This window comes from Candidatus Thioglobus sp. NP1, from assembly GCF_003326015.1.
GTDB lineage: Bacteria > Pseudomonadota > Gammaproteobacteria > PS1 > Pseudothioglobaceae > Pseudothioglobus > Pseudothioglobus singularis_A.
In genome coordinates, this window is the sequence record NZ_CP023860.1 from 1593172 (window position 1) to 1607579 (window position 14408).

Annotated in this window: 13 protein-coding genes; 2 read left to right on the forward strand and 11 right to left on the reverse strand. The window is 35.0% G+C overall.

The window, feature by feature from the left end; genetic code table 11:
• Positions 1–116: 116 nt before the first annotated feature.
• The 5 genes from CRN91_RS08175 to CRN91_RS08195 are packed head-to-tail and all read right to left on the reverse strand — an operon-like array spanning position 117 to position 4040.
• Positions 117–1535 (reverse strand): glutamine synthetase family protein, encoded by a 1419-nt coding sequence (locus tag CRN91_RS08175; protein WP_114115936.1) that lies wholly within the window; start codon positions 1533–1535, stop codon positions 117–119.
• Between the two features lie 32 nt (positions 1536–1567).
• Complete coding sequence (locus tag CRN91_RS08180) at positions 1568–2119, reverse strand: Lrp/AsnC family transcriptional regulator (RefSeq protein WP_114115937.1); 552 nt, start codon at positions 2117–2119, stop codon at positions 1568–1570.
• Between the two features lie 11 nt (positions 2120–2130).
• The gene (locus CRN91_RS08185; RefSeq protein ID WP_114115938.1) at positions 2131–2532 is read right to left on the reverse strand and encodes a cupin domain-containing protein; all 402 of its coding nucleotides are present in this window, start codon (positions 2530–2532) and stop codon (positions 2131–2133) included.
• Between the two features lie 11 nt (positions 2533–2543).
• Complete coding sequence (gloA, locus tag CRN91_RS08190) at positions 2544–2954, reverse strand: lactoylglutathione lyase (protein WP_114115939.1); 411 nt, start codon at positions 2952–2954, stop codon at positions 2544–2546.
• Between the two features lie 18 nt (positions 2955–2972).
• Positions 2973–4040, reverse strand: coding sequence for an aromatic ring-hydroxylating oxygenase subunit alpha (locus CRN91_RS08195; RefSeq protein ID WP_114115940.1), 1068 nt, complete (start codon positions 4038–4040; stop codon positions 2973–2975).
• A gap of 258 nt (positions 4041–4298) precedes the next feature.
• Between CRN91_RS08195 and CRN91_RS08200 the strand changes: the two genes are divergently transcribed.
• Both CRN91_RS08200 and CRN91_RS08205 read left to right on the forward strand, forming a co-directional pair.
• Positions 4299–5669 (forward strand): aromatic ring-hydroxylating oxygenase subunit alpha, encoded by a 1371-nt coding sequence (locus CRN91_RS08200; RefSeq protein ID WP_114115941.1) that lies wholly within the window; start codon positions 4299–4301, stop codon positions 5667–5669.
• A 7-nt stretch (positions 5670–5676) separates the two neighbouring features.
• On the forward strand, positions 5677–6705 hold the full coding sequence (locus tag CRN91_RS08205; RefSeq protein WP_114115942.1) for a D-2-hydroxyacid dehydrogenase: 1029 nt from the start codon (positions 5677–5679) through the stop codon (positions 6703–6705).
• On the opposite strand, the gene CRN91_RS08210 is transcribed toward CRN91_RS08205, so the two are convergent.
• Genes CRN91_RS08210 through nuoL form a run of 6 tightly spaced genes read right to left on the reverse strand, consistent with a single transcriptional unit; the run spans position 6702 to position 14406 of the window.
• Complete coding sequence (locus tag CRN91_RS08210) at positions 6702–7844, reverse strand: glycerate kinase family protein (protein WP_114115943.1); 1143 nt, start codon at positions 7842–7844, stop codon at positions 6702–6704. The genes CRN91_RS08205 and CRN91_RS08210 overlap by 4 nt on opposite strands.
• 16 nt (positions 7845–7860) lie before the next feature.
• Positions 7861–8727: a DMT family transporter gene (locus CRN91_RS08215; RefSeq protein ID WP_254424937.1), complete on the reverse strand. Its 867-nt coding sequence runs from the start codon at positions 8725–8727 to the stop codon at positions 7861–7863.
• Positions 8720–9421 carry a glycerophosphodiester phosphodiesterase gene (locus tag CRN91_RS08220; protein ID WP_114115944.1) on the reverse strand — a complete coding sequence of 234 codons (702 nt, stop codon included), beginning with the start codon at positions 9419–9421 and terminating at the stop codon, positions 8720–8722. Before CRN91_RS08220 ends, CRN91_RS08215 begins: the two co-directional genes overlap by 8 nt.
• Positions 9422–9442: 21 nt before the next feature.
• Entirely contained in the window at positions 9443–10888 is a 1446-nt protein-coding gene (gene nuoN / locus CRN91_RS08225; protein WP_114115945.1) for an NADH-quinone oxidoreductase subunit NuoN, read from the reverse strand.
• Positions 10888–12435: an NADH-quinone oxidoreductase subunit M gene (locus CRN91_RS08230; RefSeq protein ID WP_114115946.1), complete on the reverse strand. Its 1548-nt coding sequence runs from the start codon at positions 12433–12435 to the stop codon at positions 10888–10890. The genes nuoN and CRN91_RS08230 overlap by 1 nt, the downstream gene beginning before the upstream one ends.
• A gap of 9 nt (positions 12436–12444) precedes the next feature.
• Positions 12445–14406 (reverse strand): NADH-quinone oxidoreductase subunit L, encoded by a 1962-nt coding sequence (gene nuoL / locus CRN91_RS08235; RefSeq protein ID WP_114115947.1) that lies wholly within the window; start codon positions 14404–14406, stop codon positions 12445–12447.
• Between the last annotated feature and the right edge of the window lie 2 nt (positions 14407–14408).

Consider the following 14408-nt stretch of genomic DNA (forward strand, 5'->3'; position numbering starts at 1 on the left):
CCAAAAATATATCATCATCTTTGAGCTTATAGATTGAATAAACTCAAAGACGATAGTTTAAATGAAAAAAAACGATTAACGTTTTTATCTATTATTTTTTTGATAAAAAAACTGACTTAGTAGAGCCTTAAAAACTCCTGCACTTCCCAGTCTGTTACAGCTTGATGATAACGATCCCACTCATCTTTCTTGTAAGAGAAAAATTGAAGAAGCATTGAGTCACCCAAAACCTCTCTAGCAAAATCATCCTCATTTATGGCCTCAATTGCCTCTAAAAGATTACGAGGTAATGATTTAATATTCGCCTCCTGCATTTCTTCAGGACTTAATGTGTACAAGTTTATATTTAAAGGATCTCCTGGATCAATCTTATTTTTAATCCCATCCAAAGCTGCAGCAGTTGTAAGAGCAAGTGATAAATATGGATTCATGCACATATCAGCTGCACGATTCTCAATACAAAAACGGTTTTGAGGTAGTCGAATCATACAAGATCGATTATTATCACCATAGGCCATTGTTGTAGGCGCCCATGTATAAACTCCACCTTCAAATCCTCCAACTATTGGCACCAAACCATTATATGAGTTAACAGTTGAACAGGCTATTGCGGTAATTTCTGTTGCATGCTTTAATAATCCACCAACTACATGATAAGCTGTATCAGAGAATTTACCGTCCTTACCTTCAAAAACATTTTTGTTATCTGAATTACTTGTCATACTAAAATTAATATGCGCTCCAGACCTCCAATCACCAATCGTTGGCTTTGGCATAAAGGTAATAAACATCCCATACTTTTTAGCAACCTCTTTAAGAAGCACTCTTAAGAAAACTAATCGATCAGCCATCTGCAGAATGTCTGTATAGGTGAAGTCAAGTTCGAACTGTGAATAAGCTCCTTCACAGACTACATCCTTCATATCCCAGCCTAATTCATTAACTGTATCAATCAATTCTTTAAGGAATTCCATTGAGTCAATTGAATATTCAACATCATATCCAAAAGCCTGTCTTCTAGGGCGTAAGCCCTCACCTGGCAATGGATCATCATCAAATGCCTTAACAGGCTTTCCATCTTCGTAACGCATCGCAATAAATTCAGGCTCAATTCCACAAAAAGCTTTATATCCAGCATCATCAGCATTTTGAACTGCTCTTTTAAGAGTTTGACGAGGGCATAAATTATAAGGCTTACCCTCCCACCATAAATCTGAAAAAACCCATACACAAGTCCTATCCCAAGGACAGATTACTAAACTATCAAGGTCAGGAACAGGAATTTGATCAGAATCATTTGGACCTAATTCAGGTACAAAAGAAACCGAATGAACAGCAAATTGTGGGCCTTTTCCCGCACATAATGCTTCAAATTCTTTCATTGGAATTGGCTTAGTTTTTGGAAGACCAAGCATATCAATCCAACATGATAGAATATACTTAACACCGGCTTTTTCAAGTCTTGCTTTTTCTTCTGCAACTCGCTTCTTTGATGGCAATGCATCTGCCATATTCGTATGGTAAATCTTACTCATAATTTTTCTCCTTAAATTTATTCATTTCACTTTTAAAGTTTTTCATGAGACTTTAATAAGAACTGATTCTTATAAGTTGCAAGTCCTTTCATTACTTCAATGTCTTTTATATCATCGTTATTAAAACAATGTTTTTCTAAAAACCTACTTAATGTTTCATCACCTTCGGAAGCTATTTCTACTAATAAATCATAACGACCTGTAACCCAAATAATAAAAACAATCTCACTACAGTCTTGGAGACGCTTAGCAACCTCACTTGGACTAGAAGTAGGCGCCACTTTAATTCCCAACATTGAATCAGTGGCATAATTAATAGCAGAACGGTCAACTAAAGCTTTAATTTGAAGAACGCCAGCATCCTTCATCCTATTAACTCTATTTCTAACCGTTCCTTCTGATATATCAAGAGCCTTTGCAATTTCCTTAAAAGGCAAACGACCATCACTTTCGAGCATATCAATGATTTGTTGATTTAATTTATCCTTCAACGTATCTCTTGTTGGAACTCTGGGGCTATGATCCATATCATTTGACTCATTTAATTGATTCAAATGAACTATACGACTGCTTGAATTACTCATATATATAAATTTTAGTTTTGTGGCATGTCTTCTGGATCAATACCAGGAACAAAAGTAATTCCTGCTTGCTGTTTCCAGTCATGCGGATAAGCTGCATAGAAAATTACACACTTCTCATCACATTCATAAGCAATTAAGTTATCTTTTGGGATATATAGAACGTCACCAGGATTACATATGTATGCTTCACCATCACAGGTCAACCTGAAGGTACCTTCCATGCAATAAATAATTTCATCACAAGTTAATTCCCAAGGAACTGAGACTTGGTTTAAAAAGTTTAGACCACCACACATAGTATCACTTACTGCACTTGTTACGAAAGGCTTAATATAACTTTTCCCTGGCTCTAAAGTATGCAAACGATGCTCTATGTCACCGAATTTAAATAGTTTTGGTTGTTTATCTTTCATTATTATCCTTATTAAGTTAAGTTAAGTTTCTCGTTAAGTTCTACTACATATCCATCTGGATCTTCAATGAACGCAAGAATACGCGTTCCTGCATTCATTGGTTTGGCTGGACTGATGATTTTGGCACCACTTTGCTCAAGATCTTCAACAGCCTTATAAACATCAGGAGTTTCAATACAAATATGTCCCCACCCATTTCCTTTATCGTAATGAACTTCTTGATCCCAGTTATGAGTCAACTCTAAGGCAGGAAATTCTATTTCAGGGCCATATCCTACAAATGCATTAGTAAATCTTCCTCCTGGATAGTCAGTTCTCCTTAAAACTTGCATTCCTAAAATATCACAATAGAAATGAATTGATTTTTCTAGATCGAGCACCCTCATCATCGTATGGGCTAATCTATAGTTAGTATTAGACATAATTTCCTCCTTTATTAATTATTTTTTTACTTGATGCTTAGTAGCATTTAATATCATCACCTGGAAAGCATGAACGCTATCTTCCCAATGAGGAGACAACATTCCGCCTTCATTTGCAGCTGGAGATAATCTTCCAAGCTGCATTCTTTCACAGATTGCATGGTCCTCCTTATGCACATCCCACCATAGTTTTTTCATTGCATCAACCTCTTCCTTTGTTAAAGTTTGACCTTCAGTAGTATAAATAACTCTTTTTTGTTGGGTATGCCCCGGATCAACTGGAACATTTAAATAAACTCCAATTTGATCGGGTGAATATCGACCAATAATAAAGTTAGGAAATAGCGTAAGGTATCTTGAGCTTACTGAAAGACTCCCTTTAACTTTATCACTATCATCTAAATCAATTGCACTTCCAACACATACATCATCGATTAAAGTGTAATGATCTTCAAGGGGTTGATTGGTAGTTGTTCGATGCACAAATTGAACATGGTAGGGTTCAATAAAGTTTTCCATAAGAAACTTCCAATTGGTAGCGATTTCACCAAAATCTAATGTCGCAACTGGCTTGACTTGTTGAAAATTAATATCATCAAAATTCTTTATAAGTGGCTTTGCATAATCTTCAAAAGGTGGGGCTTGACCACTTAAGTTAATAAAAATCCAGTCATGCCAAAGAGCTATTTTTAATGGCTTAAGTCCATGATCGGACATGTTAAAACCATCGGGCTGATGAACTTTACCTCCAAAAAATGGTGTGGCACAAAGATCACCATCTAAATTATATGTCCAGGAATGATATGGACAAGAAAGCATAGGTCCAACATTTGTTGGTTCATCAACTAACTTAAGGCATCGATGCGAACATACATTATGAAAAGCTGAAATTTGACCTTCATTGTTCTTGATAAGAACTACGGGTTGTCCAGCAACTGTAATTGGTCTTGCATCTCCTGGCTCAATAAATTCATGAGCAAAGCCAACAAACACCCAAGTATTGGCAAATAAAGTCTCACACTCTTTTTTAAAGAATTCCTCACTTGTGTATGCTGAAGCTGGAAGACCATGTTTTAAATCACCCATCTTATTAATGGTTGACTCATCAATTGAATTATTATTAATTGTATTGCTCCGAATAAATTAAGAATGATATTTTTTAAATTATAGTCCTTAATATTACATATAAAGTAAGAAAATCATTAAAAATTTGTTAATAAATTGATTTATTAGATTAAAAGTAATTAATATGTAATTATTACGAATTTAAATTGATACGAATATTAAGTATATTTTGGGTATTATCTGTATCTATATTTAAAAAAAGGATATGATTCGGAGCATATGGGTATAGGAAAAGATGACATCAACGTTAATCTAAATGGATTTGCAGGCCATGGATTAATCCACTCAAAAGACTCTGATGATGAAATTACACTTGTAAGCCCTGGAACTCCAGCAGGTGAATATCTTCGAAGATACTGGCAACCTGTCTTCATTACTTCTGAGTTAGGTGAACTTCCTGTAGCAATCAAAATTCTTGGAGAAGAGCTAGTCTTATTTCGAGACAAGAGTGAGAATTTAGGTTTAGTACATAAACAATGTCCCCATAGGCAAGCTTCTCTTGAATTTGGTATTTGCCACGAAACAGGAATCCAATGCTGCTACCACGGTTGGCATTTTGATATTGATGGCACTTTATTAGATGTCCCTGGTCAACCTCAACATATTGCTGATATTATTAAACAAAGAGTTCGACTTGGTGCTTATCCAACCCATGAATTTAAAGGTTTAATTTTTGCTTATTTAGGGCCAATAGATAAAAAACCTGAGTTTCCTATTTATGATAGTTTTGATCTAGAAGGCATGGAAATGGTTCCTTATAAAGCACCCTTTGAATGCAACTGGTTGCAGGTCTTAGATGCCATTGTTGATCCTATTCATACCTCATTTCTGCACTCTAATATGAGTCGACAGCAGTTTTCAGAAGGTTTTGGAGAGGTAGGTCAGATTGACTTCTTTGAGAGAGATAGCTGGATCTTAGGCTGTAATACTAGAAGGGTAGATGATAACGTTTGGTTCAGGATAAATGAAGTTGTATTACCAAACTTTACTCAGGCAGGGGCAGCATTTGCTGCTGACGGTACAAAACAGATTTATTATGGAAGAAGTTCATTTACAAGATGGGTTGTGCCAATCGATAATGAGTCAACAATTTGCTATGCTTGGGCTAATTTTGGTGAGCGAGGAGATCCACATGAATACAACACACCTGAGGGTCCTGAACTAATAGAGCAAGGTGAAATATTTGATCGTCCCTATGAAGAGAGGCAAAGGTTTCCTGCTGATAGAGAGGCATGTGAAGGTATGGGTGCTATAAATATTCATCAGAATGAAAATTTACTGACTAGTGATCAAGGTGTTGCAATGATGCGTCAACGAATTAGGGATCAAATTAGAGCAGTTGCCTCTGGCGAAGAACCTTATAAAGTTATGGAAATTAACTCGTTGCCAGTTCCAACTTATGGAGGCGATACCGTTCTTAATATTCCAAAAAATAACGATGATGAAAACTCTTTCTTAAGTGAGCTTGCTCACGAATTCGTAAAAATTCAATTTGAAGTGGATGGAAAGCCTGAGGAAGAGAGAGTTAAAATAGTTGTAAATAAATTAAAAGAAATACAATCAAGAGAAAATCAAAAGATTAATAAATAAGAATACTATGGTAAGTCATAATAAAATAAGAGTGCACTTCAAAAGCAATCATGCTGATCCAGATTCATTTCCACCAACTATAGAAGGTGAAAGTGTTTTTGCTATTACCGAAGAAAGATTCCAAAGTGCAATTGAAAATTATCCAGATTTGAAGGATAAAATTGAGCCAGTTTTTGATTGGGATCTTGATAATTTTTATAAATCAATGAAAACTGCAGAGGTTCTTGTTTGTTGGGACTTACCAACTGAAAATCTAGCCAAAATAGCACCCAAACTTCGCTGGATTCATATTATTGGTGCTGGGGTAGAGCATTTATGCCCCATGGACTGGGTACCAAAAAATGTCTTAGTTGTAAATAATCGTGGGGTACATTCAGCGAAAGCAGGTGAATTTGGTCTGATGAGTATTTTAATGCTGCATACTCATATTCCTGAAATAGTTCATAATCAACAAAATAAGCACTGGGAATCACTCTATTCGTCTCCAATTTTAGGTAAGACGTTGCTAGTTATTGGAACAGGCAATATTGGTCATGCTGCTGCAAAAAAATGCAAATTATTAGGTATGAAAGTCATTGGAGTAAGTCGACATGGCAAACCTCTAGAGGGTGTTGATCAAATGGTTAAGGTAGATAAATTAGATGAAGTGCTGCCTTTAGCTGATTACATTTTTATGTCAACCCCTAACACTAAGGAAACATTTAATTTATTAGATAAAAGGCGTCAATCATTAATGAAGCCTGGAGTAGGAATTGTTAATGTTGGAAGAGCTGCTACTATGGACTATGATGCTCTTATAGAGAACTTAAATTCTGGCCAGGTAAAGGCTGCTATTATTGATGTTTTTGATCCTGAGCCACTCCCTTCAAGTTCAATATTATGGAATACACCAAACTTAATGGTTATGCCTCATATCTCTGCTGATGATGGTGATACGTATATTCCTCTTACTCTTGAGCTTGTAATGATGAATATGCAACGATACATTGCTGGTGAAAAATTAAATAATTTAGTAAATCCTACTCTAGGGTATTAAAGATCTAAGTAATATTTTTTATAGTACTTGGCTGCTTTTCTGGCAGTAGCTATTAGACTATCTATTGGACTTGCCATTGCCTCTTCAATTGAAACCTCATTGGAAGTCACACTAAATACTTTATCAATTCCATATTTAATTTCAGAGGCTTTATCATTTTCTACACTTCCTGCAATTACAAAAATATTACAATTATATCTTTTTGAGAAATTAATTACTCCCATTGGAGCCTTTCCTCTGTCACTTTGATTATCAAATCTTCCCTCACCTGTTACGACAAGATCTGTATTTAAAAGATACTGATTAAAATTAAGTTTTTCAAGAATAATATGGATGCCACTTTTTTGTTGAGCTTTTAAAAAAGCAAGAAAACCATAACCCATACCACCTGCTGCTCCAGCTCCAGGTTGCATCGAGACATCATTTGATAATTTACTAGAAACAATTCTAGCGTAATGACTCAAAAGGCTATCTAATTTCTTAATCATCAAATTATCAGCACCTTTTTGAGTGCCAAAGATGGCTGACGCACCTTGATCACCAGTGAGTGGATTATCAACATCACACGCTATCTCGAAACTGACATTTTTTAGACGTGAATCCATTGAATCAATATCAATATCAAACAATTTATTCAAACTTGCTAAACCTTCTGTAAGTTCGTTACCCTTAGAATCTAAAAATCGGATTCCAATTGCCTCTAAAAACCCAAGACCCCCATCATTTGTTGCACTCCCTCCTAAACCAATAATAATGTGATCAGCACCTTCATCCATTGCAGCCAATAAGAGCTCACCAACTCCAAAGCTAGAGGTTCTCATTGGATTTCTATTGTTAGGTGGAATAAGATGCAAGCCACATGCTTCTGCAATCTCAATAACTGCTATTTTTGAATCGCCCAGCATCCCCCATTTAGCATCAACATATTTTCCTAAAGGGCCTGAAACTTTGGTTAAAAAAAACTTACCTTTAGTAGATGAAACTAAAACATCAACTGTTCCTTCTCCACCATCAGCAATCGGTAATTTACAAATATCAACATCTGGAAGAATATCTAAAAAGCCTTTCTCAATTGCATTTGCTGCAGCAGAGGATGTTAAAGTTTCTTTAAAGGAATCAGGTGCAATTAATATCTTCATATCTTACTTCTTTAACTTAATTATATTTTTTGCCCCACCTCTCAAGTGAGATTGTTGCAGTAAAGATAATAAACATGCCAAGCCACTGATTTATACCCAGAATATCTTGAAGAAGAATTACCCCTAAAATAATAGTAAAAATAGGCTCTAAGTACATCACATTAGATGTTCGCACGGGTCCAATAATAGATATCGACCTAAAGAAAAAGTAAATACCTCCAGTCATCCCCATTGCTGAAAGAATACTCCAAAGTAACATCTCTGAAGTTACTGAAGTTATAGGTTCTGAAGTGACTATAAAGTATATCAACACAAAAACTATAGAAGGCAATACCATAATATATTGAATTAGGCCCCATCCTGATTCTACACTTTTATGGCGAGATAAAATATTTACAGTAACCTGTGCGAGAGATGCTATAAGGCCCCAAAAAACGCCCCATAAATTCCAATCACTTGAGTCTCCTTGCACAAGGACCCAAATACCAAGTAATGATATTAGAAGTGCGGCAGCTGATAAAAAGTCAATGGATCTACTCTTTAGTATTGAGTTAACAAAAAAGGTAATAATTGGGAAAGTATAAATTACTACTACGGCTAAACTTAATGGAATCAAGCTGATTGAGTACATATATGATGCAATAAAAATCGCTTGAAAAATACTAATTAGTATTAGTCTAATGTGCGTTGCCTTACTTTTAATTTTCTTAGGTGATTTATTTAAAATACTTGCAAAAATAAAAGTACTAACATAGCGCACAGAAAGAAGAAGAAATACGCCTCCTCCAACACCATAGAAATAGGGAGCAGTAGTAGCTGCAAAAGAGAAAAAGAAGGCAGATAAAATTGCTGTAAAAACACTTGAAAATATCTTGTTACTCATTTTGAATTTGGCCTGGATTATCTGTTGTAATAGATTGTACTCTCCAGCTAATCAATTTATTTGCAATATCAATATCATCAATTGTCCATGAGTGATATTCAAAACCAGCATCAATGATTCTATCTATTAAAGTTTTTGAGTTTTTATTATCTGAGGATAGTCCATCAGCCTTAATATCATTCATTACATTTAATATGTTATTGATATTACAGTCTAACTCATATGAATACAACCAGTAAGCTTTATAATTGGGCACTTCTAATTTGAACTCCTTAATAATCTTCTCATCAAATGAAATAATCACAGCTTGATCGGAATCTATTTTAAATCTTGACAGCTCATTAATTAGCGGCTTTATAATCTCAACACCACACTTTATTTCTATATATATTTTTTTATTAGAAGGCAAAACTTTAAGCACTTCAGCCAGTGTAGGAATTTTTACTTTTGAATTTTTAGAATCTTTATAGGATAAGTTAAGTTGTTTCAACTCCTCAAGAGTTGAGTCTTTAATAATTAACTTTTGATTACAGACTCTTTTTGTATCCTCGTCATGAATACAGACAATTGCGCCATCCTTTGTAAGATGGAAATCACCCTCAATCCCATCTACTCCATACTCCCAAGCTGCATTGAATGCTGGTAAAGAGTTTTCAGGTAGATCAAACGAAACGCCACGATGTGAAATAATCATACGATCATTCTACATAATAGCTTAGAATAATGAAACCGAAAGTTCCATCCAAAAACTAGGCATTAAACCAACTAATAAAATAAGAATTCCATTTATAGAAAGTAGAATCTTCATATCTAGGGGGGCATAGATAACTATCGATTTGTCCTTATCAGAAAAATACATAGTTTTAATAATTTGCAAATAGTAATATGCACTTATAACTGCAAAAATTACTGCTAATACTGCAAGAATAACATAGCCTTCAGCAACAACTTGTTGGAGAATAAATAACTTAGAGTAGAATCCAATAAATGGGGGAACTCCAGCCATTGAAAGCATAACCACCAGCATAATTAAGGCGAGCCAAGGAGAGGATTTACTTAAGCCCTGAAAGTCAGCAATTTGATCTGCTTCAAAGCCATTTTTATTGAGAGCAATTATTACGCCAAAAGCTGCTAGACTCATTAATATATAGGTCAATACATAAAAAACTGCAGCACCATAACCATCCACCACTCCTGTAACAAAGCCCAGTAAAACAAAGCCAATATGGGATATTGTTGAGTAAGCAAGCATACGCTTAATGTTAGTTTGATTTAGCGCTACTAATGATCCTATTGCAATAGAAAGAATAGCTAAAATCATAAATAAATCTGACCAGTAGTGTTGCAGACTCCCCAAGCCATCGATTAATAAGCGAATTAAAATAGCTACGGCTGCTATTTTTGGAACCGAAGAAAGAAACATCGTCACTGAGGTCGGAGAGCCTTGATAAACATCTGGTACCCACATATGAAAAGGAACAGCTCCTAGTTTAAATGCAACACCAATGACTAAGAAGACTAGACCAAAATTAAGAATTAATGTTTGTTGAGATCCAAGCGTTGCAGCACTTGCAAAGTTTGAAATCTGAGCAATATTTAAGCTACCACTGATACCATAAATCATAGACATTCCATAAAGTAACAGTCCTGAAGCTATCGCTCCAAGTACAAAATATTTAAGTGCTGCTTCAATAGCTGCAGTTCGATCTCTTGCAGTTGCAATAAGTGCATACAACGATAATGACATTATCTCTAAGCCTAAATATAAAGTCAGGAGGCTATGTCCAGAAACCATTATCAACATGCCAAGTATTGACATCATCGCAAGAATAAAATACTCATTTCTTAAAAGGTCATGCACTTTTAAATAATGACGTGTATAGGCAAGAGCAATAATTGCAAAACCCAATATGAAAACTTTAAATGTCGATCCTAAAGTATCAAGTACAAAAGTACCAGAGAAAATTATTGCACTCTCTCCAATTAAATTAAATACTGAAAACCCTGTTAGTAGAAGTGCTAATTGAGATAAGTAATAAGTAATGTGCTTTAAGCGATCACTAATGAATAAATCAAATAATAAAATAATAGCAATTGCACTCAGTAGAAATAACTCTGGCAAAGCAAATAATAGTTCAGAAGCATTAAAGTTAAAGTTCATCATAATAAAACTGGCAATTTAGTTGTAAGAGACTGCTCTAATAGATTAACAATTGAAGCATGCATTACCTCAATAACTGGCTGAGGATATAAACCCATCCATAATATAGCAATAGCTAGTATGGATAGAATGCCAAATTCCCTAGCGTTAACATCACTCAATTTACTTACTTCAGGATTAGTAATTGTCCCCCAAAATACACGCTTGACCATCCATAAAGTATAAGCAGCGCCTATTATTAATGTCATTGCAGCCAAAAATGCATACCAAAAATTAGCTTGCAATGCACCAAGAATAACCATGAACTCTCCTACAAAACCAGATGTGCCTGGAAGACCGGCATTAGCCATTGCAAAAAGCACAGCAAAGCCTGTAAATTTAGGCATTGAATTAATAACACCACCATAGGTAGTAATATCTCTTGAATGAAGCCGATCATAAAGAACACCAACAACTAAAAACATAGCTGCTGATATAAAGCCATGAGAAATCATCTGAATCATTGCCCCTTCTAATCCAAGATAAGCACTTTCAATACTTGCTCCAGCAATTGACACAAGCTCACCATTTGGATCCATTTTCATTATTGAAAAAATGGCAAAAACACCAAGAGTTACAAATCCCATATGAGAAATTGAGGAATATGCTATCAACTTCTTCATATCTTTTTGAACCAAAGCTACAAAACCAATATAAACAATTGCAATTAAAGAAAGAACAATCACAACGGTTGCAAATGATGATGATGCATCAGGTGTAATAGGAAGCGAGAATCGGAAAAATCCATATCCACCCATCTTCAACATAATAGCCGCAAGAATAACAGAACCACCTGTAGGCGCCTGGACATGAGCGTCTGGTAGCCAAGTATGAACTGGAAACATAGGCACCTTTACTGCAAAAGCAAGGAAAAATGCCCAGAAAATCCAGCTTTGCTGAACCATAGAAAGTGGTAAGGCATACATTTCAGAAATTGCGAATGAGCCACTTAAATTGTACATATAAATAAGTGAAACCAGCATAAATACTGACCCTAGAAAAGTATATAGAAAGAATTTAATAGAAGCATAAACACGATTTTGCCCTCCCCAAATTCCAATAATCAAAAGCATTGGAATGAGTGATGCTTCCCAAAAAACATAGTATAGCATTGAGTCCATGGCTGAAAAAACACCAATAATGATTCCCTCCATCATTAAAAATGCTGCCATGTAATCTGCTACTCTATTTTTTATAACCTCCCATCCAGCAATAATTACTATTATTGTTGAGAAAGTTGTGAGAATAATTAGTGGCATAGAAATTCCATCTAAACCAAGATGGTAAAAAATATTAAATTGAGAAATCCAACTTACCTTTTCGACAAATTGCATTGAGGCAGTTGAAGTATCAAAGTCTAAATATAAGTTTATTGATAAAGCAAAAACTAATACAGAAATACCAACACTCACCCATCGAGCAATTTCACTTCTATTATTTCCTATTAATAAGACAGAGCCAGCGCCTAGTATAGGAAGCCAAATTAAAATACTTAGTAATGAATCCATACTATTACCTTAACCTAAAAATGAATAATCTGATGCTAGAAGAACCCATCCTAAAACAAGCATCAAACTAACAATCATAAAAAATGCATAATGGTAAACATACCCTGTTTGAACTGGTCTAATAAATGCACCTATATAGCGTGCAAGTCTGCCACTTCCATTAACAAGAAGTTGGTCAATGATTGTCATATCTGAAATCTTCCATAAAAGATTACCAAGTTTTAAAGACCCTCTGACAAATATAAGTTCATTAAATCGATCAAAGCCATACAAGGAATTTAATACATAATTTGTGTTTTTAAATCTACTCTTAATTATGTCTGCCCAATCAGTACGGTAGATGCAAAAAACCCAAGCTGTTAATCCTCCTAGAACCATCATCCAGAATGGTAGTGTTACAACTGAATGTGTGACTAGAGAGAATGCTGAATGAAAATGACTCTTAAGTTTTGCAACTGCATGGTGCGAGGAATCTATGAATATCGAATTTTCAAGCCAACCACCAAAGAGTATTGGTTCAATTGTAAAAAACCCAATCACAACAGATGGTATTGCTAATAATATTAAAGGAATAGTAATTGATGGAGCCGTTTCATGTAAATGTTTTTCAGTATGACTATCAACTCTTGACTCTCCATGAAAAACTAAAAATAATAGCCTTAGACTATAGAATGCAGTAATAAAAACACCCAGCACAACTGCATAGTAAACCCATCCTGCTAAAGGAAGATCAGAATAATGAACAGCCTCTATAATCATATCTTTTGAGAAAAACCCTGCAAAACCAGGAAATCCAATCAAAGCCAGAGTACCCAATAGTGAAGTGATATAAGTTATAGGCATTTTTTTTCTTAGGCCACCCATTTTTCTAATATCTTGTTCATGATGTAGGGCAACAATTACTGAACCAGCTGCTAAAAAGAGAAGGGCTTTAAAGAAGGCGTGTGTCATTAGGTGAAAAATTGCAACTGAGTATGCGCTAACACCTAAAGCAACAGTCATATAACCCAGTTGAGAGAGTGTAGAGTAGGCAACAACTTTCTTAATATCATTTTGGACAATGCCCAGTAATCCCATAAATAATGCTGTAATTGCACCAATAACCATAACTACTGTCAAGGCAAAATCACTTAGCTCAAAGAGTGGAGACATTCTTGAAACCATAAAGATGCCTGCAGTCACCATTGTTGCAGCATGAATCAATGCTGAAATTGGAGTAGGTCCCTCCATAGATCCTGGAAGCCAAACATGAAGGGGTACTTGGGCTGACTTCCCCATAGCTCCAACAAAAAGCAAAAGACAAACAATAGTTATTGCTGAGACGCCACCAAATAAGGTTTGTCCAATAATTTGATCTTTTTGACTAAAAGTTTCAGCATAATCTAAAGTGCCAAAAAACATTAAAACAAATGCAATCCCTAAAAGAAATCCAAAGTCGCCAACACGGTTTACAAGAAAAGCTTTTAAGTTTGCCTGGACTGCTGATTCCTTATGATGCCAAAATCCAATTAATAGATATGAAACAAGTCCAACTGCCTCCCATCCAAAAAATAGCTGCATAAAGTTATTAGAAATAACAAGGGTAAACATTGCAAAAGTAAATAAGGAAATGTAACTGAAAAATTTAGTGTAGCCCTTATCATCATGCATATAACCTATTGTATAAATGTGAACCATTAATGAAACAAATGAAACAACTACCAGCATTAGAGAGGTCAAGTTATCAACTAAAAAACCAACACTTATATTAAGTGATCCAATTTGCATCCACGTATATATGTTTTGATTAAAGATATCACCATCATTAAGAACATGATGATTAAAGACATAGAGTGACAATATAGTAGAAATAGTTACTCCTATAATTGCAATGGAATGGGAAAGGTTTCGACCAAGTCTATTTCCTACAAACCCAACTAATAGTGCTCCGATTAAGGGGGCTAAAACAATTATTAAATATATATTTAGCATAA